Annotated in this window: 23 protein-coding genes; 12 read left to right on the forward strand and 11 right to left on the reverse strand. The window is 67.0% G+C overall.

Annotation, left to right across the window (positions count from 1 at the left end; translation table 11 throughout):
• Positions 1–2: 2 nt before the first annotated feature.
• Genes zwf through tkt form a run of 3 tightly spaced genes read right to left on the reverse strand, consistent with a single transcriptional unit; the run spans position 3 to position 4,797 of the window.
• Positions 3–1,541 (reverse strand): glucose-6-phosphate dehydrogenase, encoded by a 1,539-nt coding sequence (zwf, locus tag IDF66_RS20385; protein WP_164307907.1) that lies wholly within the window; start codon positions 1,539–1,541, stop codon positions 3–5.
• 4 nt (positions 1,542–1,545) lie between these two features.
• The gene (tal, locus tag IDF66_RS20390; protein ID WP_164307905.1) at positions 1,546–2,664 is read right to left on the reverse strand and encodes a transaldolase; all 1,119 of its coding nucleotides are present in this window, start codon (positions 2,662–2,664) and stop codon (positions 1,546–1,548) included.
• Between the two features lie 54 nt (positions 2,665–2,718).
• Positions 2,719–4,797: a transketolase gene (tkt, locus tag IDF66_RS20395; protein WP_190268348.1), complete on the reverse strand. Its 2,079-nt coding sequence runs from the start codon at positions 4,795–4,797 to the stop codon at positions 2,719–2,721.
• A 310-nt stretch (positions 4,798–5,107) separates the two neighbouring features.
• Between tkt and IDF66_RS20400 the strand changes: the two genes are divergently transcribed.
• Entirely contained in the window at positions 5,108–6,097 is a 990-nt protein-coding gene (locus IDF66_RS20400; protein ID WP_164307902.1) for a heme o synthase, read from the forward strand.
• 78 nt (positions 6,098–6,175) lie between these two features.
• On the opposite strand, the gene IDF66_RS20405 is transcribed toward IDF66_RS20400, so the two are convergent.
• Positions 6,176–7,144, reverse strand: coding sequence for a quinone oxidoreductase family protein (locus IDF66_RS20405; RefSeq protein WP_164307901.1), 969 nt, complete (start codon positions 7,142–7,144; stop codon positions 6,176–6,178).
• 55 nt (positions 7,145–7,199) lie between these two features.
• Between IDF66_RS20405 and IDF66_RS20410 the strand changes: the two genes are divergently transcribed.
• A complete protein-coding gene (locus tag IDF66_RS20410) occupies positions 7,200–7,577 on the forward strand; it encodes a hypothetical protein (RefSeq protein ID WP_190268350.1) in 378 nt (125 codons plus the stop codon).
• Positions 7,578–7,601: 24 nt separating this feature from the next.
• Here the strand turns inward: IDF66_RS20410 and IDF66_RS20415 are convergent, their stop codons facing one another.
• The 4 genes from IDF66_RS20415 to mptB all read right to left on the reverse strand — a co-directional run bounded on the left by IDF66_RS20415 (position 7,602) and on the right by mptB (position 12,333).
• A complete protein-coding gene (locus IDF66_RS20415) occupies positions 7,602–8,633 on the reverse strand; it encodes a COX15/CtaA family protein (RefSeq protein WP_190268351.1) in 1,032 nt (343 codons plus the stop codon).
• Positions 8,630–9,424: an ABC transporter permease gene (locus IDF66_RS20420; RefSeq protein ID WP_190268352.1), complete on the reverse strand. Its 795-nt coding sequence runs from the start codon at positions 9,422–9,424 to the stop codon at positions 8,630–8,632. Before IDF66_RS20420 ends, IDF66_RS20415 begins: the two co-directional genes overlap by 4 nt.
• Complete coding sequence (locus IDF66_RS20425; protein WP_190268353.1) at positions 9,421–10,359, reverse strand: ABC transporter ATP-binding protein; 939 nt, start codon at positions 10,357–10,359, stop codon at positions 9,421–9,423. Before IDF66_RS20425 ends, IDF66_RS20420 begins: the two co-directional genes overlap by 4 nt.
• A 144-nt stretch (positions 10,360–10,503) precedes the next feature.
• The gene (gene mptB, locus IDF66_RS20430; protein WP_387999742.1) at positions 10,504–12,333 is read right to left on the reverse strand and encodes a polyprenol phosphomannose-dependent alpha 1,6 mannosyltransferase MptB; all 1,830 of its coding nucleotides are present in this window, start codon (positions 12,331–12,333) and stop codon (positions 10,504–10,506) included.
• 166 nt (positions 12,334–12,499) lie between these two features.
• Between mptB and IDF66_RS20435 the strand changes: the two genes are divergently transcribed.
• The 9 genes from IDF66_RS20435 to IDF66_RS20475 all read left to right on the forward strand — a co-directional run bounded on the left by IDF66_RS20435 (position 12,500) and on the right by IDF66_RS20475 (position 19,694).
• Complete coding sequence (locus tag IDF66_RS20435; RefSeq protein WP_190268354.1) at positions 12,500–13,303, forward strand: helix-turn-helix transcriptional regulator; 804 nt, start codon at positions 12,500–12,502, stop codon at positions 13,301–13,303.
• A complete protein-coding gene (sufB, locus tag IDF66_RS20440) occupies positions 13,300–14,763 on the forward strand; it encodes a Fe-S cluster assembly protein SufB (RefSeq protein ID WP_190268355.1) in 1,464 nt (487 codons plus the stop codon). Before IDF66_RS20435 ends, sufB begins: the two co-directional genes overlap by 4 nt.
• Entirely contained in the window at positions 14,763–15,968 is a 1,206-nt protein-coding gene (gene sufD, locus IDF66_RS20445; protein ID WP_190268356.1) for a Fe-S cluster assembly protein SufD, read from the forward strand. The genes sufB and sufD overlap by 1 nt, the downstream gene beginning before the upstream one ends.
• 51 nt (positions 15,969–16,019) lie before the next feature.
• Complete coding sequence (gene sufC / locus IDF66_RS20450; protein WP_164307892.1) at positions 16,020–16,793, forward strand: Fe-S cluster assembly ATPase SufC; 774 nt, start codon at positions 16,020–16,022, stop codon at positions 16,791–16,793.
• Between the two features lie 26 nt (positions 16,794–16,819).
• A complete protein-coding gene (locus IDF66_RS20455; protein ID WP_190268357.1) occupies positions 16,820–18,124 on the forward strand; it encodes a cysteine desulfurase in 1,305 nt (434 codons plus the stop codon).
• 2 nt (positions 18,125–18,126) lie between these two features.
• The gene (sufU, locus tag IDF66_RS20460; protein WP_164307890.1) at positions 18,127–18,597 is read left to right on the forward strand and encodes a Fe-S cluster assembly sulfur transfer protein SufU; all 471 of its coding nucleotides are present in this window, start codon (positions 18,127–18,129) and stop codon (positions 18,595–18,597) included.
• Positions 18,594–18,953: a metal-sulfur cluster assembly factor gene (locus tag IDF66_RS20465; RefSeq protein ID WP_164307889.1), complete on the forward strand. Its 360-nt coding sequence runs from the start codon at positions 18,594–18,596 to the stop codon at positions 18,951–18,953. Before sufU ends, IDF66_RS20465 begins: the two co-directional genes overlap by 4 nt.
• A gap of 19 nt (positions 18,954–18,972) precedes the next feature.
• On the forward strand, positions 18,973–19,431 hold the full coding sequence (locus IDF66_RS20470; protein ID WP_164307888.1) for a DnaJ family domain-containing protein: 459 nt from the start codon (positions 18,973–18,975) through the stop codon (positions 19,429–19,431).
• A gap of 86 nt (positions 19,432–19,517) precedes the next feature.
• Positions 19,518–19,694 carry a hypothetical protein gene (locus IDF66_RS20475; protein WP_164307887.1) on the forward strand — a complete coding sequence of 59 codons (177 nt, stop codon included), beginning with the start codon at positions 19,518–19,520 and terminating at the stop codon, positions 19,692–19,694.
• Here IDF66_RS20475 and IDF66_RS20480 read toward each other — a convergent pair.
• Positions 19,672–20,796 carry a lycopene cyclase family protein gene (locus tag IDF66_RS20480; RefSeq protein WP_190268358.1) on the reverse strand — a complete coding sequence of 375 codons (1,125 nt, stop codon included), beginning with the start codon at positions 20,794–20,796 and terminating at the stop codon, positions 19,672–19,674. The genes IDF66_RS20475 and IDF66_RS20480 overlap by 23 nt on opposite strands.
• Positions 20,797–20,835: 39 nt before the next feature.
• Entirely contained in the window at positions 20,836–21,603 is a 768-nt protein-coding gene (locus tag IDF66_RS20485; RefSeq protein WP_164308004.1) for an SDR family oxidoreductase, read from the reverse strand.
• A 110-nt stretch (positions 21,604–21,713) separates the two neighbouring features.
• Here IDF66_RS20485 and IDF66_RS20490 point away from each other — a divergent pair, with 110 nt between their 5' ends.
• Complete coding sequence (locus tag IDF66_RS20490; protein ID WP_164307885.1) at positions 21,714–23,342, forward strand: ABC-F family ATP-binding cassette domain-containing protein; 1,629 nt, start codon at positions 21,714–21,716, stop codon at positions 23,340–23,342.
• 14 nt (positions 23,343–23,356) lie between these two features.
• Here the strand turns inward: IDF66_RS20490 and IDF66_RS20495 are convergent.
• On the reverse strand, positions 23,357–24,636 hold a 1,280-nt coding region (locus tag IDF66_RS20495; RefSeq protein ID WP_190268359.1), incomplete at its 5' end, for an HNH endonuclease signature motif containing protein.

The following is a 24,636-nucleotide window of genomic DNA, read 5'->3' on the forward strand; positions in this document are numbered from 1 at the left end:
GATCAGGGGCGTCGCCATGCTCGCCCGACCCTGGACATCATGTCGTCCGCCGACGCCGGACCCCAGGTGCCCGACTCGTAGGTGTCGGGCTTACCGCTCGACACCCAGGCCTCGATCACCGGATCGAGGATCTTCCATGACAGTTCGACCTCTTCGTTCACCGGGAAGAGTGACGGTTCGCCCAGCAGTACGTCGAGGATCAGACGCTCATAGGCCTCCGGCGACGCCTCGGTGAATGCGGTGCCGTAACTGAAGTCCATGTTGACGTCGCGGACCTCCATGCTGGAGCCGGGGACCTTGGACCCGAACCGCAAGGTGATGCCTTCGTCCGGCTGGACCCGGATGACCAGCACGTTCTGGCTGAGCTCCTCGGTCATCGTCTTGTCGAACGGGAGGTGTGGGGCACGCCGGAAGACCAGCGCGATCTCGGTCACCCTGCGGCCCAACCGCTTTCCGGTCCGCAGGTAGAACGGAACACCTGCCCATCGGCGGGAGTCGACCTCGAGTGCGATCGCCGCATAGGTCTCGGTGATCGAGTTCTTGGAGAATCCCTCCTCCTCGAGCAGCCCGGGCACCTTCTGGCTGCCCTGCCAACCCGGTCCGTACTGACCGCGCGCGGTGTTCTCCTCGTGCGGGAGGATGTTGCGTGTGGCGGCGAGCACCTTGATCTTCTCCGCCTGGAGTTGCTTGGGCTCGAAGGAGATCGGTTCCTCCATCGCGATGAGTGCCATCAGCTGCAGGAGATGATTCTGGATGACGTCTCGCGCGGCGCCGATCCCGTCGTAGTATCCGGCCCGCCCGCCGAGGCCGATGTCCTCGGCCATGGTGATCTGGACGTGATCGACGTAGTGGGAGCTCCACAGCGGATCGAACAGCTGGTTGGCAAAGCGCAGGGCCAGGATGTTCTGGACCGTCTCCTTGCCCAGATAGTGGTCGATGCGGAACACCGACGACTCCGGGAACACGCTGTTGACGATTCCGTTGAGTTCCTTGGCCGACTCCAGGTCATGGCCGAACGGCTTCTCGATGACGACTCGTCGCCAGCTGTCGCCCTCCTCGGTGGCGAGGCCGCTGCGCTGCAACTGCTCACACACGGTCGGGAACGCCTTGGGCGGGATCGACAGGTAGAACGCATAATTACCGTCGGTGCCACGTTCCTTGTCGAGCCTGTGCAGGGTGTCCTTGAGCCGGGCGAATGCGTCGTCGTCGTCGAAGGAGCCGGACACGAAGCGGAACCCCTCGGCGAGGCGTTCCCACACCTCCTCACGGAAGCCGGTCCGCGCATGGTCGCGGACCGCGTCGTGCACAACTTTCGCGAAATCCTCGTCGTCCCAGTCTCGTCGGGCGAAGCCGACCAGAGCGAACGACGGCGGCAGCAGGCCGCGATTGGCGAGGTCGTAGACCGCGGGCATCAACTTCTTGCGCGCGAGATCACCGGTGACACCGAAGATGATCAGGCTGCTGGGGCCCGCGATCCGGGGGAGTCGCTTGTCCCGGGGTTCACGGAGGGGATTGGTCCAGGCCGAGCCGCTCGCGGGCAACGGGTCAGCCCTTCGCCGCAGCCAGTTGTTCGGCGGTCGCGGTGAGGAGTTCGTTCCACGCGTCCTCGAACTTGCCGACACCCTCGTCTTCGAGCACCGCGAACACGTCGGCGACGTCCACGCCGAGAGCGGCGAGCTTGTCGAAGACCTCCTGCGACTCCTGTGCCAGACCGATGATCGATCCGGTGTTCACCCAGCCGTGGTCGGCGAAGGCGTCCATCGTCTTGCCCGGCATGGTGTTGACCGTGTTGGGGGCGACGAGCTCACTGACGTACAGGGTGTCGGGATAGTCGGGGTTCTTCACTCCGGTCGATGCCCACAGGGCACGCTGGGGTCGGGCGCCCTGGGCGAGAAGGTCAGGGAATCGGGACTCGACCTCGAAGACCTCTTGATACGCCTGATATGCCAGGCGGGCATTGGCCAGCGCGGCCTTGCCCTTCAGCTCGTCGGCCGCGGGGGTCCCGATCGCGTCGAGACGTTTGTCGATCTCGGTGTCGACCCGGGAGACGAAGAACGACGCGACCGAATGGATCGTCGACAGGTCGTGACCGGCCTGTGCGGCGGCGTCGAGCCCGTCGAGGTAGGCGTCCATGACGCCCTGGTAGCGCTCCACCGAGAAGATCAGGGTCACGTTGACGCTGATGCCCTCGGCCAGGGTCCGGGTGATGGCCGGCAGGCCGGCCTTGGTGGCCGGGATCTTGATCAGCAGGTTCGGTCGGTCGACGATCTTCCACAGCTCGATGGCCTGGGCGACGGTGGCGTCGGTGTCGTGGGCCAGTCGCGGATCGACCTCGATGGACACGCGCCCGTCCACTCCGTCCGACTGTTCGTAGACGGGGTGCAGCACGTCACAGGCATTGCGGACGTCGTCGGTGGTGACCGTGCGGATGGTCGCATCCACGTCGGCCCCGCGCGCCGCGAGCTCGGTCACCTGGGCGTCGTAGCTGGTGCCCTTGGACAGGGCGGCCTGGAAGATCGACGGGTTGGTGGTGACACCGACCACCGACTTGGTGGCGGTCAGGCCGGCGAGGTCGCCGGAGCTGATCAGGTCACGGGACAGGTCGTCGAGCCACACCGATACCCCGGCGGCGGACAGTTCGGCGAGCTTTTCGTTCTGGGTCACGATTCTCTCCTCTGACTCATGGCCGGGTCGCGGCCAATTGTGTTGTGCCCTCGGCTAGGTGGTGACGGCCCGCTGTGCGGCTGCGATGACCGCCTCGGTGGTGATGCCGAACTGCTCGTAGAGCACCTTGTAATCGGCGGATGCCCCGAAGTGGTCGAGCGACACGATCTCGCCGCCTGCGCCGACGATCCGGTACCACGGCATCGCGATGCCTGCCTCGACCGAGACGCGCGGGACCGTGGGCGGCAGCACCGCGTCGCGGTAGCCCTGCGGCTGCTCGTCGAACCATTCGACGCATGGCATGGAGACGACACGCGCCGCGATGCCCTTGTCTTTCAATGCCTTCTGGGCCTCGACCGCGAACTGGACCTCGGAGCCGGTCCCGATGATGACCACCTCTGGATCGCCCTCGGGGTCACTGAGTACATATCCGCCCTGCGCGACGCCCGCGGCACTGGTGCCCTCGAGGATCGGCACGTTCTGCCGGGTCAGGGCGAGCCCGACCGGATGGTTGCGCCTGCCCAACAGCGTCTGCCAGGCGTAGGCGGTCTCATTCGCGTCGGCGGGACGGACCACGTCGAGATGCGGGATCGCCCGCAGCGCGGCGAGGTGTTCGACCGGCTGGTGCGTCGGGCCGTCCTCGCCCAGGCCGATGGAGTCGTGGGTCCACACGTAGATCGGGTCGATCTCCATCAGCGACGCCAGGCGCACCGCAGGGCGCATGTAGTCGGCGAACTGGAGGAAGGTGCCGCCGTAGGCACGGGTGGGCCCGTGCAACGCGATGCCCGACAGGATCGAGCCCATCGCATGCTCGCGGATGCCGAAGTGCAGCGTGCGACCGTACGGGTTCGCCGACCACTTCTTGGTGCTGATCGACGTCGGCCCGAACGATGCCGCGCCGTCCATGGTGGTGTTGTTGCTGCCGGCGAGATCTGCCGAGCCGCCCCACAGTTCGGGGAGCACGGGGCCCAACGCGGAGAGCACCTTGCCCGATGCGGCACGGGTGGCGACGTCTTTGTCGCCGGGCGTCCAGGACGGCAGCGCGTCGGTCCAGCCCTCGGGCAGTTCGTGGGCCTGCAGACGGTCGAAGAGGGCCTTGGTCTCAGGGTTGGCCGTCGCCCAGGCGTCGAAGCCCTTCGACCACTCGGCCTTGGCCGCGGTGCCGCGCTCGAGAAGCGCGCGCGTGTGGTTGATCACCTCGTCGGAGACGTCGAAGTTCTTCTCCGGGTCGAAACCGAGGATCTTCTTGGTCTCGGCCACCTCGTCGTCGCCGAGCGCAGATCCGTGGGCGGCGCCGGTGTTCATCTTGGTCGGTGCCGGGTAGCCGATGATCGTGCGCAGACAGATGATCGACGGCTTGTCGGTCACCGCCTTGGCGGCCTCGATCGCAGCCTCGATGGCCACCACGTCCTCGCCGCCCTCGACGGTCTGCACGTGCCAGCCGTAGGCCTCGTAGCGCTTCGCCACATCCTCGGACAGCGCGATGTCGGTGTCGTCCTCGATCGAGATCTGGTTCTGGTCGTAGAACACGATGAGGTTGCCGAGCTGTTGGGTCCCGGCGAGTGACGATGCCTCGGAGGTGACGCCCTCCTCGATGTCGCCGTCGGAGGCGATCGCGTAGATGAAATGGTCGAACGGGCTGGCGCCGGGCGCGGCGTCCGGGTCGAACAGTCCGCGCTCGTAGCGCGATGCCATGCTCATGCCGACCGCGGACGCGAGGCCCTGGCCGAGCGGCCCGGTGGTGATCTCCACACCCTTGGTGTGGCGGAACTCGGGGTGACCCGGGGTCAGTGAGCCCCAGGTTCGCAGTGCCTCGATGTCGGGCAGTTCGAGACCGAACCCACCGAGGTACAGCTGGATGTAGAGGGTGAGGCTGGAATGCCCACAGGAGAGGACGAATCGGTCGCGTCCGACCCATCCGGTGTCCGCGGGATCGTGGCGCATCACGCGCTGGAACAGGGTGTAGGCGAGCGGGGCGAGGCTCATCGCCGTGCCCGGATGGCCGCTGCCGCATTTCTGTACCGCATCTGCGGCCAGCACGCGGGCGGTGTCGACCGCGCGGGTGTCCACCTCGGTCCAGTCGTCGGGGTGGGCCGGCTGGGTCAATGCGCGGATGTCGTCTGTGAGCGCCACGGTCGTGCTGTCTCCTGTGCAGGTCGGTGCGAATACGGTCGCAAGTCCTCGGTTGTACAAGTTCACGGTGTGTGCGTGCGGGCCGCCCGGGAGTTCGGCAGCTACCGCTCCAGACTAATCTGCTGAACCTTCGCGTGCTCCGGCGAGTGACGCGAAAGCCTCGACCGGGGCTTCCCGTCGAGGTCGTCCGGCCCCGCCGGACTCGATTCTTCGATCGTCGATACCACCGTCTACCATGCTCTGTAGTAGCCCTGGTCGTGGAGCAGCACCTCGGGGCAGACGAGGAGAGGCCGTGAGGATTGGGGAGCGCGTGAGCGGAGATCTGTCCACCGCATCCCACGGCAGCCATGGGGCCTCCACCGCGCAGAACCCGTCGTCGGAGAGCTCCGACGCATCGATTCTCTCCCGGGCCAAGGCGGCCGTTCTCGCGTACGTCGCGCTGACCAAACCGCGTGTGATCGAGCTGTTGCTGGTGGCCACGATCCCGGTGATGCTCCAGGCCGATCGCGGCCACGTCGACATCGCGTTGATCGCTTTCACCCTGCTCGGCGGCTGGCTCGGCGCCGGCAGCGCCAACACACTCAACATGGTCGCCGACGCCGACATCGATCAGAAGATGAAGCGCACGGCGCGCAGGCCGCTGGCTCGGCACGCCGTCTCCACGCGTAGCGCGCTGATCTTCGGCATCGCCCTGTGGATCGGCTCGTTTGCGGTCTTGTGGTGGGCCGCCAATCTTCTGAGCGCCCTGCTGGTGACCGCGACGATCGCGTTCTACGTGGGCGTGTACACCTTGATCCTGAAGCGCCGCACCTGGCAGAACGTGGTGTGGGGCGGTGCGGCCGGATGCATGCCGACCCTGGTCGGTTGGGCAGCGGTGACCGGAAGCATCAGCTGGCAGCCGATCGTGCTGTTCCTGGTGATCTTCTTCTGGACGCCGCCGCACACCTGGGCGCTGGCGATGCGATACAAGGAGGACTACCGGGCGGCCGGGGTGCCGATGCTGCCGGTGATCGCCACCGAGGAGCGGGTGACCCGCCAGATGCTCTGGTACACCTGGGCAACCGTGCTCTCGTCGCTGGTGCTCATCCTCGGGACCAGCTGGATCTACGCGGGCGTCGCCGTACTCGCCGGTGCCTGGTTCACCAGCCGCGTGCAGCGCCTGTACCGCGAGACCCGCGCAGGCGCCGAGGTGGCGCCGCTGAAGGTCTTCCTGCAGTCGAACGAATACCTGGCGATCCTGTTCTGTGGCCTGGCCATCGATGCCGTGGTCAACCTGCCGCTGATCACCAGCTACTTCTGACAGTCGCCCACGCGCCGACAGCAGCCGGTTCTCTGCCGAGAGCGGCCGGCTCCACAGCGACTCGGGGCCGACCCGAGATCAGGACGGGATGAGTACGGTCGCCCCGGTCGTCGCGCGGGATTCCAGATCGGTGTGCGCGGCGCCGGCGTCGGCGAGGCGGTAGCGCTGGCCCACCCGGACGTCGACGTCACCGTCGGCGACCGCGCCGAGGAACTCGCCCGCCCGCCAGCGCAGTTCTTCGGGGTCGGCGATGAAGTGCGCAAGGGTCGGCCGCGTCACCGAGAGGGAACCGGCCCCGTTGAGGCGCTGGAGGTCGAAGGGTGGCACCGGACCCGATGCCGCGCCGAACAGGACGACGATGCCGCGCAGGGCTGTGGACGCCAGGGACTGTTCGAAGGTGTCGGCGCCGACGCCGTCGTAGACCACCCGCACGCCGTTTCCGTCCGTGAGCGAGCGCACCTGCTCCGCGAGGCCGTCGCTGTAGCGCAGGACGTGATCGGCGCCGGCGGCGGTCGACAGTGTGGCCTTCTCGTCATCGGACACCGTGGTGATCACCCGGAGTCCGCGGAGCTTGGCGAGTTGCGTGAGGATGAGTCCGACACCCCCGGCACCCGCATGGATCAGTACGGCGTCTCCCGATCGTGGGTGTGCGCTGCCGTCCAGGAGATAGTGGGCGGTGAGCCCCCGCAACATGGCCGAACCCGCGACGTCGTCGGGAACCCGGTCGGGCACGGGGATCGCGCGGACAGCGCGGACGGCGACGAGTTCGGCGTAGCTCGCGGGTGCATCGACCCAACAGACACGCTGTCCGACGGCAACGGAGTCCACGTCGGAACCGACAGCCACCACTTCGCCTGCGCCTTCGGTACCCGGGATGTACGGCGGTACCGACGGATAGAGACCGCGCCGCAGGTAGGTGTCGATGAAGTTGACCCCGGTCGCCGCGGTACGGACCAGGACCTCGTCGGGTGCTGGGGTCGGGTCGTCGACGGTGCCGAACTCGAGAACCTCCGGGCCACCATGGCGAATCACCTGAATTGCGCGCATGGCTCAGTTCTACCGCAGCGAGCGGGCTCATCGTCCCCCGGTATGCTCGGGAACCATGAGCGAGCAGCCTGAATCCGATACCGCTGATGTGACGACCACGCCCGTCGCGGCCCCGCAGAATGTGGTCGCCTCGATCAAGGGATTCATCGGCCGTGAAGGCGGTTCCGCGAAGGCCGTGCTGCAGCCCATAGGTGCTGCGGGCGTCCGGATCACCCTTGTGGGGGAGCAGGGCGGGATTCTCGGTGATCGGGTGGTGAATGATGTCGCGACCGCGGAGGCGGTCGTCGAGGCCCTCGACGGACTCGAGACCGCGGAGTGGGACCGCGACCTGACGTCTGCGGCCACCGTGTCGCCGTCGCACTATCGGAAGATGGCCGGCTGGGTGGCTCGTCAGAGTCGCTTCCCGAAGGCTCGCAACCGCGCGATTCTCTGAGCGCCCGGGCGGTCGCCGGCCTCGTTAGACGCCGGTTGTCGTCGACGTGGCGTTCTCGTCGGTCACCGTGCGCGTGCCGAATTGCAGGATCATCCAGGTCGCCACGATCAGCAGCATGGCGCTGACGGTCATGTGCGCGATCACCAGGGCGATCGGCAGCCCGGTGTTGTATTGGACCACCCCCAGAATGCCCTGTACGGCGATCAGACCGAGGAATGTGTAGGCGCTCCGCTGCTCGGGGAGTCTGAGCGCCCGGGTGAAGACCGCGACCGCGATGGCGAGCCCGATCAGCACGAAGACCGCGTCGGCGTGCAACTGGGTGGCGTGATCGGGGGCGAGGCCGTTGCGTCGCGCCTCGGTGTCGCCGGCATGCGGACCGGAGCCGGTGACGACGGTCCCCAGGTAGACGGTCGCCCAGGTCACCAGATACTGCAGCACGGAGAGGCTTCGACCCAACCGGGTTCCGGGTCCGACCGGCGGGGGCGGCGGAGCGTCAGGGCGCAGTCGGTACACGAGCACGGTTGCGCCCGACACCAGGACCATCGAGAGCACGAAGTGCAGGGAGACGACCCACGGGTTGAGTTTGGTCAGCACGGTGATGCCGCCGATCACGCCCTGGAACGGGATGCCGAGGGCGAGCAGGGTGACCAACCACTTGTCCCGCCGGGCGGAACGGGCGTAGCGCAACACCGCCACCCATGTCGCGATCGCGACGATCGTGAGGACCCAGGTCAGCATCCGGTTGCCGAACTCGATGACGCCGTGCACACCGAGGGCTTCATGCGGGACGAACGAGTCGTCGGTGCACCGAGGCCAGGTCGGGCACCCGAGTCCGGAGCCGGTCAGGCGGACCGCGCCACCGGTGGCGACGATGCCGACGTTGGCGATCAGGAGGGCGATGGCCCACCAGTAGACGAAACGGGCGGTCGGACGGCCGAATCCGGGCAGCCGTGCGAAACGATGTGCGTCGGTCCTCGGCGGCTGCTCATCGGCCGCGCCCGCTGACGTACCGGCTGCCCCGGTCGCCTCGGGATCTGATGTCTTGGGGACTGTCATTGGAACCGGAACCACCTCACCGCGAGCAGGGCGGCACCGACCGCCCATGCCAGCAACACACCTATACCGAAGAAATCCACCGAGCCCCGGGTTGCCTGGTCGAGTGCCTCGGTCAATGCTCCGGACGGAACACAACGGGCTATCCAGTGCGCGACGGCCGGCACCCGGTCGCCCATCACGACGAGACTGCCGATGCCGACCATCGCGAACCAGAGCAGGTTGGCCAGCGCGAGTACCACCTCGGCCTTCAACGTCCCGCCGAGGAGCAGGCCGAGTGCGGAGAACGTCGCAGTGCCGACTGTGATGACCACGGCGCCGAGCACCAGTCCCAGCAGGGATGGGCGCCAGCCGAAGGCCAGACCGATGCCGCCGATGGTCAGGGCCTGCAAGGCCACCACGATCACCACCGCGATCGACTTTCCGGCGATGATGCCCCACCGTGGGATCGGTGTCGCGCCAAGACGTTTCAGTGCGCCATAGCGGCGGTCGAACCCGAGGGCGATGGCCTGTCCGGTGAACGCCGTGGACATCACCGCGACGGTCATGATTGCCGGCACGAACGTGGCGGCACGTTCCGCGGGCGTCGAACCGAGACCGGTGTCGACCGGGAGGAGACACAGACCGATCAGCAGGGTGATCGGGATGAACATGGTGAGCAGGAGCTGTTCGCCGTTGCGCAGCAGCAGCGTCAGCTCCATCCGCGACTGCGCGGTGAGGATCGCGGGCAGCGACGCGGGACGCGGACGCGGGGCGAAGGTCCCGGCGTCGAACCGGTTGGTCGGCGTGGTCATGATCGCAGTGCCCGTCCGGTGAGGTCGAGGAAGACGTCCGACAGGCTGCGCGTCTCGACCCGGAGGTCGGTCGCCAGCACGTCGATCTGCGCGCACCATGCGGTGACGGTGGCGAGTATCTGTGGGGTCACGGGTCCACGCACGAGGTAGGCGCCCGGGGTGGTCTCGCAACAGCGGTACTCCTCGGGCAGCGCGAGCCCGAGCATCGCCATGTCGAGACCGCGGGGAGCGGAGAACCGGAGCTCGTTCTCGGCGCCCCGGCGCGTGAGGTCCTTCGGTGTGCCGGACGCGACGACACGTCCGTTGTCGATGATGACCACCTGGTCGGCGAGTTCTTCGGCCTCGTCCATCAGGTGAGTTGTCAGTAATACCGACACACCGTCGTCGCGGAGTCGATCGATCAACTCCCAGACCATGATCCGCGCGTGCGCGTCGAGTCCTGCAGTGGGCTCGTCGAGGAACACCAGGTCGGGCCTGCCGACGATCGCGCAGGCCAACGAGAGGCGCTGCTGCTGTCCGCCGGACAGTCGGCGGAACGACGTGCGGGCACAGTCGGTCAGCCCCATCGCGTCGAGCAGCCAGGCCGGGTCGATCGGGTCGGCACTGTAGGCCGCGCAGAGCCTGAGCATCTCTTCTGCACGAGCGCCCGGATAGGCACCTCCGCCCTGCAGCATCACGCCGATCCGGCGGCGCAGGGCGTCGTTGTCGGTGACCGGGTCGAGGCCGAGGACCTCGACCCGTCCCGCGTCGGGTGCGAGGAACCCCTCGCACATCTCGACAGTCGTCGTCTTGCCCGCGCCGTTCGGGCCGAGTAGCGCGAGGATCGTGCCGGTTTCGAGTTCGAGATCCAGCCCGTCGACAGCGGTCCGGTCGCCATACCGCTTCACCACGCCCGTGGCACGCAGGGCCGGCGCCCCGGAGCGGTCCGCATTCACCGTGCGGCCATCGTCGCGTCGATGATCAGGTCGTCGATCATCACCCGGGTACCGCTGTCGGATCGTCGTGCCGCACACATGGGCCAGACTATTCGTTCGGCGTCGCCGTCCCAAAAACGCGGATTCGCAACGCTCGGTCCGTCGTCAGCCCGCGTCGGCGTCCTCATGGACCGGTTCATGTCCCCGACGACCTCGCCACCATCGGTGCACCGGCAGGTCCTCGAAGAACAGCGCGGTCATCACCGCGACCATGATCACGCCGGCCAGGAGCCCTTGGGCGAGTACGACTCCGCTGGTGTTGGAGCTCGTCGGCATCACAACGATCGCGATGATCGCGGAGACCGCGATGGTGGTCAGGCGGAACCACGGGCGGGTCGCCCAGGCGGCGAGTGGGATCACCGCCCACAGCAGATACCAGGCCTGGACGAAGGGGAAGAAGACGACGACTGTGGCCATTGACACACCGAGTGCACCGAGTGGATGCAGTCGGCCGCCGAGGCAGGCGAGCATCCAGCGCACGATGAAGACGGCGGCCACGAGCTCACCGAGCGGACGGCCGACCTCGAGGATCGCCTGGGTCTGGTCTCCGAGGCCGAGTGCGAGCCCGAGACGGCCCGTGGTCACCGACAACAACGTCGGCATGGACATCCAGGACCGCACCACGGCACCGGTGGACCCGGTGCCCGTCCATCCGAAGCCGAGCCCGGTACCGACCGAGATCCCGACCATGACGACGGCCAGGATGCTCGCGTAGAACGCCGCCGAGCAACCGAGCGCCGCGATACTCCGGCGTGATCGTTCCCACCATTGGGCGACGGGTGCGTTACGGAGTGCCGGCAGGATGGCACCCCACCGTTGGGCGAGCGCTATCCCGACGAAGCCGAGTGCCAACAGCGAGGTCACCTTGACCATGGCCGACGCCGAGATGACCGCGGCGCCGGCGATCAGCGTCCAGCCTGCGGTACTGGGCCACCACGACGAGGGTCTACGTAGTCGATCCGCGCCGTAGATCGCACGGAAGGACAATTCCAGGCCGACCAGCATCATGCCGAGCATCAGCGCCTCGTTGTGGATGCCGCCCACCAGGTGCAGGATCAGCAGCGGGTTCATCGCGCCGAGCCAGAGCGCGGCCACCGACGACACCCCGCAGCGTCGGGCCAATCGCGGCAGTGCCCACACGATCAGGCCGATGCCGACCAGCGCCACCAGTCGATGCAGGAAGATCGCCGCGGTGATGTTGTCGCCGGTCACGGCAGTGATGCCCTTGCCGATCCACAGGAAAAGCGGGCCGTAGGGGGCGGGTGTGTCGCGCCACAGATTGGGTACCGACCGGGTCAGGACGTGATCGACACCGAGTCCGCGGACCGGACTGACCACATAGGGATCCATCCCCCGATACGCGATCGCGCTCTGCGCGAGATACGAGTAGATGTCCTTGGACAGCAGGGGCGGCGCGACGATGATCGGCGCGATCCAGAGCATGAGGGTGCGGTCGGCCTGCTGACGCGTCATCCGGCGCTCCGGGCTGCGGCCCCGGCGCACCTCGACGCTGAACCGGCCGACCGCAAATCGGCCGATCAGCAACCAGGCGACGACCAGCATGATGGTGCCGCCGATCGAGAGTGTGAGGGCCGTACTCCACATCCGCGACGGAAGTGACAGCACGCGCATCCCGGCCACCGGGTTCTGGAGCACCGGGACGGCACCCGTGCCGAGTGACCCGATGAGCAGGAGGACCGAACCGGTCGCACCGAACAACTTGATCCGCAGGAGGCGCTTGTTCTCCGCTGCGTTGAGCGGGCCGACCTCACGTTCGTCGTCGTGCAGCCGCGCGACGGCCTTGCCATAATCGCCTCGACGGTCGATGGTGTCGTCGACCTGCGCGGTGTCGGTACGGGATCGGTTCCTGCTCAGCCCGAGGTAGTCGGCGCTCCGGCGCAGGGCCTCGTGCGGCGAGCGAGCCCATTGCGGCAGCGCGCGGCCCCGACTCCGCGGCACTGTGGTTTCTGGCACGCCGACGACTCTAGTGCCCCGTCCGCGCTGCGCGGACTCGCCACACGTGCCCGACCGGTCCCGCTCGGTAAGGGCAGCCTTGCTGGCATGCGGGAAGCAATTACGACACACTTGTGTTGTGAAAACCATGAGGAGCGATACAGCGCTGCCCAAGGGCGCGCCTGCCGGCCCCTCGGACGGGGCGGCGAATGCCGGTCATCACGACGGGCAGACGCGTGCTGCCGTGATCTCTCTGCTGGTGGAGGACGGTCCGCTGACCGCGAGTGAGATCGCCGATCGCCTCGGCATCAGCGCCGCGGGTGTCCGACGTCACCTCGATGCACTCGCCGAGGCAGGCGACGTGGAGATCTCGTCCTCGGGGTTCGGGCGCCGTGGTCGCGGTCGTCCCGCCAAATGGTTCCAACTCACGGCGACCGGCCGCGGCAAGTTGCGTCACGCTTACGATGACCTCGCGGGCGCGGCGATGCGCAGACTGAGAACAGTGGGCGGTGAGTCCGCGGTCGAGGCGTTCGCCCGCGACCGGGTCGAGGAGATCACCGCGAACGTCGTGCCCGCCGACGAGTCCGGATCGGTCGCCACCACGGTGAACGACATCGCCGACGCGTTGACCAGCGCGGGTTTCGCGGCCAACACCCGCGAGGTCGGTACCGGGATGCAGATCTGCCAGCATCATTGTCCGGTTGCCCACGTGGCCACGGAGTTCCCGGAGCTCTGCGAGGCGGAGACCGCGGTCTTCACCGAACTGCTCGGTACCCACGTGCAGCGGCTGGCGACGATCGCGAACGGCGATTGTGTCTGTACCACCCATGTTCCGCTCCACCCCCCGCCGGAAGGGGCCACGGTCCCGTCCGACACCACCCAGACGACAGCGAGCGATGCACAGCCCGCATCCGCTCACCCGATGAAGACGAGTCGAAAGGCTTCGCGATGACAGTCACCGAACCAACCGCGACCGACGCCGCCACACCCGCCAAGCCCTCGCCCCTCACCCAGGAGCAGACCATCGCGTCGCTGGGCAAGTATGGGTACGGCTGGGCGGATTCCGACGTCGCCGGTGCGAGCGCACAGCGCGGTCTGTCGGACGCGATCGTCGCCGACATCTCGGCGAAGAAGAGCGAGCCGGAGTGGATGCTCGAGCAGCGTCTCAAGGCTCTGCGCATCTTCGACCGCAAGCCGATGCCGCACTGGGGTGCCGAACTCGACGGCATCGACTTCGACAACATCAAGTACTTCGTCCGCTCCACCGAGAAGCAGGCGGCGACGTGGGACGATCTGCCCGCGGACATCAAGAACACCTACGACAAGCTCGGCATCCCAGAGGCCGAGAAGCAGCGTCTGGTCTCCGGTGTCGCGGCACAGTACGAGTCCGAGGTGGTCTATCACCAGATCCGTGAAGACCTCGAAGAGCAGGGTGTCATCTTCCTCGACACCGACACCGCGCTCAAGGAGCACCCGGAGATCTTCCAGGAATACTTCGGATCGGTGATCCCCGCAGGCGACAACAAGTTCTCCGCCCTCAACACCGCGGTGTGGTCGGGTGGCTCGTTCATCTACGTCCCGCCGGGGGTCCACGTCGACATCCCGCTGCAGGCCTACTTCCGCATCAACACCGAGAACATGGGCCAGTTCGAGCGGACCCTGATCATCGTCGACGAGGGTGCCTACGTGCACTACGTCGAGGGCTGCACCGCGCCGATCTACAAGACCGATTCGCTGCACTCGGCAGTCGTCGAGATCATCGTCAAGAAGGGTGGTCGCTGCCGGTACACGACCATCCAGAACTGGTCGAACAACGTCTACAACCTGGTCACCAAGCGCGCCAAGGCAGAGGCCGGCGCCACCATGGAGTGGATCGACGGCAACATCGGTTCCAAGGTCACGATGAAGTACCCGGCCGTCTGGCTGACCGGTGAGCACGCCAAGGGCGAGGTGCTCTCGGTCGCGTTCGCAGGCGAGGGACAGCATCAGGACACCGGCTCCAAGATGGTGCACCTGGCGCCCAACACCTCGAGCAACATCGTGTCCAAGTCGGTGGCCCGCGGTGGCGGCCGCGCCTCTTATCGCGGCCTGATCAAGATCAACAACGGTGCGCACGGCAGCCGGTCGACGGTGAAATGTGATGCCCTGCTGGTCGATACGATCTCGCGTAGCGACACCTATCCGTATGTCGACATCCGTGAGGACGACGTGACGATGGGCCACGAGGCCACGGTGTCGAAGGTCAGCGACGATCAGCTCTTCTACTTGATGAGTCGCGGTCTGACCGAGGACGAGGCGATGGCCATGGTGGTGCGCGGATTCGTCGAGCCGATCGCCAAGGAACTCCCGATGGAGTACGCGCTCGAACTCAACCGCCTCATCGAACTGCAGATGGAAGGAGCCGTCGGCTGATGGCAGATCCCACATTGCCCGTGTCGTCGACTCCGGTGGCACCCGTCAACCGCGGCGAAGCCGCACCCGTCAACAAGGGGGAGATGTTCACCTCCTTCGACGTGGAGGCGTTCGAGGTGCCGAGTCCCCGCGAAGAGGTGTGGCGGTTCACCCCGTTCCGCCGGCTGCGCGGACTGCACGACGGTTCGGCTCAGCGCACCGCCGATCCGGTGTTCGAGATCTCCGGTACCGGCGAGGGCGTGACGGTGGAGACCGTCGGCCGCGACGACAAGCGTCTCGGCGAGGGCGGCATCCCGTTCGACCGGGTGTCGGCTCAGGCGTTCTCGTCGTTCACCGACGCCACGGTGGTGACCGTCGGCCGTGAGGTCGAGCTGTCCGAGCCGGTCGTCGTCGAGGTGACCGGTCCGGGAGAGGGCGAGGTCGGCTTCGGCCACCTGCAGATCCGCCTCGAGGCCTTCGCCCGCGCGGTGGTCGTGCTCGACCAGAAGGGCGGCGGAACGTACGCCGAGAACATCGAGTTCGTGGTCGGCGACAGTGCGGCCCTGACCGTGGTGAACGTGCACGACTGGGCGGACGACATGGTGCACGTGGCAGCGCATCATGTCCGGGTCGGACGCGATGCGGTGGTGCGGCACTTCGCGATCAGCCTCGGCGGCAATCTCGTTCGGCTCTCTCCGGTGGTCCACTACGACGCACCCGGCGGCGACGTCGAGTTGTGGGGTCTGTACTTCGCCGATGCCGGCCAGCACCTCGAGCAGCGCCTCCTGGTCGATCACAGCCAGCCGAACTGCCGGTCGAACGTTGTCTACAAGGGCGCCCTGCAGGGCGACCTCACTGGTGACCGCACCCGGGAGGCCCACACGGTCTGGATCGGCGACGTACTGATCCGTCCGGCGGCCGAGGGGACCGACACGTTCGAGCTCAACCGCAACCTGGTCCTGACCGACAACGCCCGCGCCGACTCGGTGCCGAACCTGGAGATCGAGACCGGCGAGATCGTCGGTGCCGGACATGCCAGCGCAACCGGTCGATTCGACGACGAACAACTGTTCTACCTGCAGGCCCGAGGCATCCCGGAGGATCAGGCCCGTCGTCTGGTGATCCGTGGCTTCTTCCGCGAGATCATCGCCAAGATCGCCGTGCCCGACATCCGGGAACGGCTCGAGGCCGCCATCGAATACGAGCTCGAGATAGCCGGCGCCTGAGCCGGCCAACGAGCACAGCCACACCCACGAGCATCGAGGAACACAACCACCGTGACCACACTGGAAATCCGTGACCTGCACGTCGACGTCGCGCAGAGCGACGCAGACGCCGAACCGATCCACATCCTCAAGGGTGTGAACCTGGCCGTGTCGTCGGGTGAGACGCACGCCATCATGGGCCCCAACGGCTCTGGCAAATCCACCCTGTCGTACGCGATCGCCGGCCACCCGAAGTATCAGGTGACCCAGGGTTCCATCACCCTCGACGGCGAGGACGTCCTCGAGATGAGTGTGGACGAGCGCGCCCGCGCTGGGCTGTTCCTCGCGATGCAGTACCCGGTCGAGGTGCCGGGGGTGTCGATGTCGAACTTCCTGCGGACCGCCGCCACCTCGGTGCGCGGCGAGGCGCCCAAGCTTCGTCACTGGGTCAAGGAGACCAAGGAGGCGATGACGGCGCTGGAGATCGATCCGTCCTTCGGAGAGCGCAGCGTGAACGAAGGGTTCTCCGGCGGTGAGAAGAAGCGTCACGAGATCCTGCAGCTCGGCCTGCTCAAGCCCCGGATCGCCATCCTCGACGAGACCGACTCGGGCCTCGACGTCGACGCCCTCCGCGTCGTCAGTGAGGGTGTGAACCAGTACAAGGACCGCGAGAACGGTGGCGTCCTGCTGATCACCCACTACACGCGCATCCTGCGCTACATCCAGCCGGACTTCGTCCATGTGTTCGTGAACGGACGCATCGTCGAGTCCGCCGGACCGGAGCTCGCCGACGAACTCGAAGAGAACGGTTACGTCCGCTTCACGTCGGCGGCCGCCGCCGGCTGAACCCATTCGGTGAAGGAGGTACCGTCATGACGCTCTCTCCCGAAACCGTCGCGCCGACATTGGATGTCGGACGACTGCGCGCGGACTTCCCGATCCTGTCGCGCACAGTTCGTGACGACAAGCCGTTGGTCTACCTTGACTCCGGTGCCACGTCCCAGCGCCCGGTGCAGGTGCTCGACGCCGAGCGTGATTTCCTGACGACGCACAACGCGGCTGTGCACCGAGGCGCGCACCAGCTCGCCGAAGAGGCGACCGACGCCTATGAGGGCGCGCGGGCATCCATCGCCGACTTCGTCGGCGCGACGCCCGAGACGATCGTGTTCACCAAGAATGCGACAGAGGCGCTCAACCTGGTGACCTACACGCTCGGCGACGACCGGTCCGCCGCGGTGCTGGGCGGTCGCCCACTCGGTCCCGGGGACACCGTGGTGATCACCGAACTCGAGCACCACGCGAATCTGGTCCCATGGCAGGAACTCTGCCGCCGGACCGGTGCGACGCTGAAGTGGTTCGGCGTCACCGACGATGGCCGGATCGACCTCGATTCGCTGACGCTCGACGAGACCGTGAAGGTCGTCTCCTTCACCCACCAGTCCAACGTCACCGGTGCGGTGGCCGATGTGACCGAAATGGTCCGCCGGGCCCGCGAGGTCGGCGCGGTCGTGGTTCTCGACGCCTGCCAGTCGGTGCCGCACATGGCTGTCGATTTCGCCGCGCTCGGCGTCGATTTCGCCGCGTTCTCGGGGCACAAGATGTTCGGTCCGTCCGGCGTCGGTGTGCTCTACGGCCGGGCGGGTCTGCTGGATGCGTTACCGCCCTTCATCACCGGTGGTTCGATGATCGAGACCGTGTCGATGGAGGTGTCCACGTATGCCCCGTCGCCACAGCGATTCGAGGCAGGCGTGCCGATGACGTCGCAGGTCGTCGGGCTCGGCGCAGCTGTCGACTATCTGACCGCGATAGGTATGGATGCCGTTGCGGCGCACGAGCATCGACTCACCGCGTACGCGCTGGAACGACTTGCGGCAATCGATGGTCTCCGGATCGTCGGCCCGACCACTGCCGAGCAGCGGGGCGGTGCCGTCTCGTTTCTGGTCGATGGTCTGCACGCGCACGATCTCGGCCAGATCCTCGACGACGAGGGCGTCGCGATCCGTGTCGGACACCACTGCGCGTGGCCCCTGCACAAGCGCTTCGGGGTGGCCGCCACCGCGCGCGCCTCGTTTGCCGCGTACAACACCCTGCCCGAGGTCGACGCGCTCGCCGATGCGATCGTCAAGGCGCAGAACTTCTTCGGAGTGGTCGGGGCCAGCGCGAAGGGGGACCGCTGACGATGCGGATGGAACAGATGTACCAGGAGGTGATCCTGGACCACTACAAGCACCCGCATGGCCGTGGACTGCGCGAACCGTTCGGCGCCGAGGTACATCATGTGAACCCGACGTGCGGCGACGAGGTGACCCTTCGAGTCGCGCTCTCCGCGGACGGATCGACCGTCGAGGACATCTCGTATGACGGGCAGGGATGTTCGATCTCGCAGGCGTCGACCTCGGTGCTCCACGATCAGCTCGTCGGGCAGCCGGTCGACGAGGCCCTCACCACCCTGGACTCCTTCAACGCGATGATGACCTCGCGCGGCGCGGACGAGGGTGACGAGGATGTGATCGGTGACGGCGTCGCCTTCTCCGGCGTCAGCAAGTACCCGGCCCGCGTCAAGTGTGCTCTGCTGGGATGGATGGCGTTCAAGGACGCGTTGGCCCAGACAGTCGACAGAGATGAACCTTCAGAAGTGGAGTCGGTATGAGTGACGAAACAACCACAGCACCGGAGGCCCCGACCACGTCGCTGCCTCAGCTCGAGGACGTCGAGGAGGCGATGCGCGACGTCGTCGATCCCGAACTCGGCATCAACGTCGTGGACCTCGGTCTTGTCTACGGCATCGAGGTCACCGAAGAGGCGGTCGCCAAGATCGACATGACCCTCACCTCGGCGGCTTGTCCGCTCACCGACGTCATCGAGGATCAGTCGCGGGCGGCGCTGGTGAACAGCGGGCTGTGCACCGACATGGAGATCAACTGGGTCTGGATCCCGCCGTGGGGACCGGACAAGATCACCGACGACGGGCGCGAACAGTTGCGGGCGCTGGGCTTCACGGTCTAGATCTGGCGTCGCACGTCTGATGCCTGCGACCGACGACGAGCGGTCCTCGACCGAGGGCCGGTTCCGGCGCGTCCGCCGATGGCAGCCGCCCCGGTACGAGTCGCGCGTGGAGAAGATGATCCGCGAGGCCACCGAGCGCGGGGAGTTCGACAACCTGCCCGGCATGGGTCGGCCTCTCGACCTGAGCGACGCCGACGACCCCGATTGGTGGGTCAAGCGGAAGATCCGCGACGAGAACCTGGATTCGTCGGCGCTGCTGCCGATGCCATTGCAGCTTCGTAAGGAAGCCCAGGGCTTCCCCGAGTCGCTGCGCGACATCGCCGACGAGAACGCGGTGCGCGACATCCTCACGGATTTCAATCGGCGGGTGCGCGAGGCCCACCTGGGTTCACGTGCCGGCCTTCCCACGCTGATCACCGCCCACACCGTCGACGTCGACGACCTCGTGCGGCAATGGCGCGTTCTGCGGGCCGGATAGGCCGGGCGCGAGGCAGTTCGACAGCGCCGGAGACGTTGTTAGCCTGGAGATGTACGGACCAACGCCAGTTTCGAAAGAGGTGCGCGATGACCGTCGATGATGCGATCCCGTCGGCCGATGACGGCGATCTGATCGAACAGTCCATCGAGGTCGAACCCGATGGGGCAGAGGACGATTCCGACGAATATCCGGTCACCAGCCGCGACACCGTCGAGGATGAGGCGGACGCGTTCGCACCCGTCAGCCGCGAACAGCGTCGCTGACCGGTCGCCGTCCCGCCATTGCCCGCACGAGTGAGAGTCGTGTTGCGTGGTCGACGTGCGCGAACATCGTCGCCATCGCCGACAGCGTTCCGGTCAGGTCATCGCGACCCGTCAGATAGGCGCGCTGTCGCTCGACGGGCAGACGTGCGAACGTCGCGAAGAAGCGACGCGTCTGCTGCGCATCGAGTCCCAGCACAGCGCGCAGGCCGGCGGATCTGAGACGGTATACCGCGCGGGCCTGCGTGGGCCACAACGCACTCTGCGGATCCCGATCGGCGGCCACGGCATCCGCGACCACGTCGGCGGCCGTCAGCGAGGCGCCGATGCTGTAGCCCGTGGCAGGGTGCAACAGACCGCCACGAGAGCCGAACGGCTGCGGTCGGGTCTGCCACGGGGTCGGTGTGCCGTGCAGGGCGAAGGACACCGATTCCGTGTCCACCGCCGCCGCGACGAGCGGGCGGCCCAGTCGCCGCTCGAGTCGGGAGCGCAGCTGCGCTATCGACAGTGGTGGGTCTCCGGCGAGGCAGGTCTCCTCCAGGAGGAACCGCTCGTCGTCGAGGGGTACTGCATAGAGAAACGACGCGATGTGCAACCCGTCGTCCGGGGTGACCGGGTCCCAGTCCATCAAGACGGCATCGGCCTCGCGAAGGATCGGTCGTGCTTGCTCATGTGACACCACCACCCCCCACGCCGTCTGGCGCGGTCCGCGGCCGGTCGTGCCCCGGGCATCGACGACCCGTGCGGTCCGGATCGTCCCCGACCCGGTGATCACATGATCATCTGCCACCACCTGTGCCGTCTCGGGGACGATCCGCGCACCGTCGACGTCCAGGGCCCGGCGCAGGCCCGGGTTGTCGAAGACGGCGTAACCACGCTGGATGCGGACCGAGTCAGGTGCCCGGATCTCCACCGAATCAGTCTGGGCGGACACGGTATCGCGGGGGATCCATGCGGGGATCTCGTCGGCCCAGCACGCGTAGGTCGGCCGCCACGGCCTGGTCGGGTGTGGATCGACGAGCGTGACCTCGACGCCACGTTGCAGCAGACGGTGAGTCAGCGCGCGACCTGCTGGTCCCGCGCCGACCACCACGACATCGGTCATCGCGTCCGTCACACGAGCGTCTGGGTCACAAGAACCGCGTCACATCGATCCGGTGGACAGCATGCCGCCGTCCACGTTCAGAGTCTCGCCGGTGATCCAGGCCGCCTCGTCGGAGGCCAGGAATGCGGCCGCGCGGGCGATGTCCTCCGGCTCGCCGAGCCGGCCGAGGGGGTAGCCCTTGAGCGCGCGCGCCTCGTTGTCGCCCGCGATCAGATCGCTCGCGAACCGGGTCTTCACGATCGCCGGCGCGATGGCGTTGACCCGGATGTTGTTCGACCCGAGTTCCCAGGCGAGTTCCGAGGTCAGTCGGATCAATGCGGCCTTGGACGCCCCGTATGCGGCGATCACACCAGTCGAACGGATACCCGCGACCGACGAGATGTTCACCACCGCGCCGCCGTTGTCGCGCATCCCGGCCCGAAAAGCCTCCTGGATGAAGCCGAGTGCCGCGACCACGTTGGTGTCGAAGATCTTCCGGAACGCGGCCAGGTCGGCGTCCATCAGGGGGCCGAAGATCGGATTGATCCCGGTGTTGTTGACCAAGATGTCGATGCCGCCCTGTGCGACCGCCGCGGCCACCGCTTCGGCGCGGTGAGTTTCGTCACCGGTGTTGCCGGGCGTCGCGGTGACCTTCGCGCCGGACACCGCGGTGCGGATCTGGCCGGCCGCCTCCTCCAGCGGTTCGGGCTTGCGGCCGGTGATCACCACCGCTGCGCCACGTCGCGCCAGTTCGGTGGCGATGGCGAGGCCGATTCCACGGCTCGCCCCGGTCACCAGTGCGGACTTGCCGGTCAGGTCAGAGGACATGTGTGTCGGTGTGGGTTCGCTCACGATCCTCACCGTAATGGTCGCCTCGGGTGGCGGTGGAGCGGTCGGGCGGAAAAACGCATGGTCCTCCGCAGGTAGACTTGACCGCCGTGATCACCGCAACCGACCTCGAAGTCCGAGCGGGCGCTCGGACCTTGTTGTCGGCGCCCGGTCCCGCACTGCGTATTCAACCCGGCGACCGGATCGGCCTCGTCGGCCGGAACGGCGCGGGCAAGACCACCACACTGCGAATCCTCTCCGGTGAGACCGAACCATATGCCGGCACGGTGGTGCGCAGCGGCGAACTCGGTTACCTGCCGCAGGACCCCAAAGAAGGCGATTTGGACGTCCTCGCCAAGGATCGGGTGCTGTCCGCACGCGGCCTCGACGCGATCCTGCATCAGATGGAGAAGCAGCAGGCACTGATGGCCGAGGCGGCCGACGACCGGGTCCGTGACCGGGCGGTGGCCAAGTACGGGCAACTCGAAGAGCGGTTCTCTGCACTCGGCGGCTATGTGGCCGAATCGGAGGCTGCGCGCATCTGTCACAGCCTCGGGTTGCCCGATCGGGTTCTCGGCCAGGCCCTGCGGACTCTGTCCGGCGGTCAGCGACGTCGAATCGAGCTGGCACGCATCCTCTTTGCGGCCTCCGACGGTGCCGGGAAGTCCGACACAACGCTCCTGCTCGATGAGCCGACGAACCACCTTGACGCCGACTCGATCACCTGGTTGCGCGGATTCCTGCAGAACCATGAGGGCGGTCTCGTGGTGATCAGTCACGACGTGGAATTGCTGGCCGACGTGGTGAACCGGGTGTGGTTCCTCGATGCCGTGCGCGGTGAGGCCGACATCTACAACATGGGTTGGCAGCGCTACCTCGACGCCCGCGCCACCGACGAGCAACGACGCAAGCGCGAACGCGCCAACGCCGAGAAGAAGGCGGGTGCACTGCGGGCGCAGGCAGCCAAACTGGGCGCAAAGGCGACCAAGGCAACCGCCGCGCAGAACATGCTGAAGCGTGCGGACCGGATGATCGACGCTCTTGACGAGGAGCGGGTGGCTGATCGAACCGCACGAATCCGCTTCCCGGAGCCTGCGACCTGCGGCAAGACGCCTCTGATGGCGAGCGGCCTCACCAAGATGTACGGCTCCCTCGAGATCTTCACCGGGGTCGACCTGGCGATCGACAAGGGCAGCCGCGTCGTCGTGCTCGGACTCAACGGCGCCGGCAAGACCACGTTGCTCAAGCTTCTGGCAGGGGTCGAGTCACCAGATCTCGGTTCGCTCGATCCCGGCTACGGCCTGAAGATCGGTTATTTCGCTCAGGAGCACGACACTCTCGACGACATGGCCACGGTGTGGGAGAACATTCGCCACGCCGCTCCTGACGCGGGGGAGCAGGACCTTCGCGGTCTGTTGGGCGCGTTCATGTTCAGCGGAGCTCAACTCGATCAGCCTGCGGGCACGTTGTCGGGCGGCGAGAAGACCCGCCTGACGCTGGCGGGCCTGGTGTCGTCGGCGGCCAATGTCCTGCTGCTCGACGAGCCGACCAATAACCTCGACCCGATCTCGCGCGAGCAGGTCCTCGACGCGCTGCGCAGCTACACAGGCGCCGTGGTCCTCGTGACCCACGACCCCGGCGCCGCCGCCGCCCTCGACCCGCAGCGCGTGATCCTGCTTCCGGACGGCACCGAGGACCACTGGTCCGACGAGTATCAGGAACTCATCGAACTCGCCTGATGGTTCCGGCCCGGCTATCGCGGGTGGGTGACCATCTGCTCTCTGGTGGTCGGGTTGTGCCAGGTGATGGTGCGGTCGGTGTGCATGGTGGGTAGCCATATTCCGAGGTGTTTGCGGTGATGGTCGGGTGTGCACAGCGGCGCCAGATTTTCTGGCACGGTCCAGCCGCCGGCCTGTGGGTCGGCATGGTTGAACTTGACGAGGTGGTCGAGTTCGCAGTCGTGGGATGGTGTGGCGCACAGTGGGTATCGGCACCACAAATCGGTGTGCAGGATCTGGTCGCGTAATCGCCGGGACGGTGTGTAGGTCAGCGCTCCCGGTGGTGGATGCCGGTGCCCGCCGTGGCCGGTGGGATCGACCGGTGGTGCGGGTCCGCGGTCTGCGACGACGATCAGCCCCGATGGTGGGCGTTCGGTGGTGTCGGGAACGGCGATGAGGGTGGAGTTCTCGGTCAACGCCTCGGCCAGTGCGGGGTCGATGGCCCCGTAGCCGCGTAGTCGGGGGACCACGCTGCCCGCAGGGTCGAGGACCAGTGTCCAGGCAGACGACGACGGCGGTGGTTGGCTGTTTGGCTCTGCCTCGGGCACATTGGCGTCCGCCGAAACAGCTTCGGTGCCATGCCCGCTCGGATCGCTCGGCTCGCTCGGATAGACCGGATCGCTCGGGCCGGCGGGATCGCTCGGATCGCTCGGGTCGGTGGGGTTGGGGGTGGGGCGTTGCGGGCAGTCGTGGTGTCCGCAGTGGCAGGTGAGTGTTGTGCCGGGGACGCCGGTGATCTCGGCGAGAGCAGCGACGCGTTGTTGTCCGATGCGGCGCGGGTCGCGGCGACACAGGCGTTCGGCGATCAGGGTGCTGATGCGTTGGGACAGGTGCACGCCATCTTCGGCGGGTACACAGCCGTCGAGGGTCATGTGCCCGGATGAGTCGGCGGTGACGGTCAGGTTCTGCCAGGTGTGGGCGAACTGTTCGCGGGTCTGGGCGGCGCCGTCGGGGTCGAGGCTGATCACCACCTCGGCCAACTGATCCTGCAACACCGTGTCGGTGGTGGGCCGCGCCTGCAACTCCAAGGCGAGGTCTTCGAAATCGAGAGTGCACGCCGCACCGGGTGTCGGGTCGGTGTCGATGACCAGATCGTCGGGCACCAGTTGTGCGGCATAGACCATCCGTGACATGCGGTGGGTGCTGAAATCGCCGGCCAGGTAGGCCAGCCGGATCTTGGGCAGTCGTTGCAGCGCGTCGCCCAGGTGCAACCAGGTGCCGGCCTTGGTGCGGGAGAATCCCAACTGTAGGGAGA

Source organism: Gordonia hankookensis (genome assembly GCF_014673215.1).
GTDB classification, from domain to species: Bacteria; Actinomycetota; Actinomycetes; order Mycobacteriales; family Mycobacteriaceae; genus Gordonia; species Gordonia hankookensis.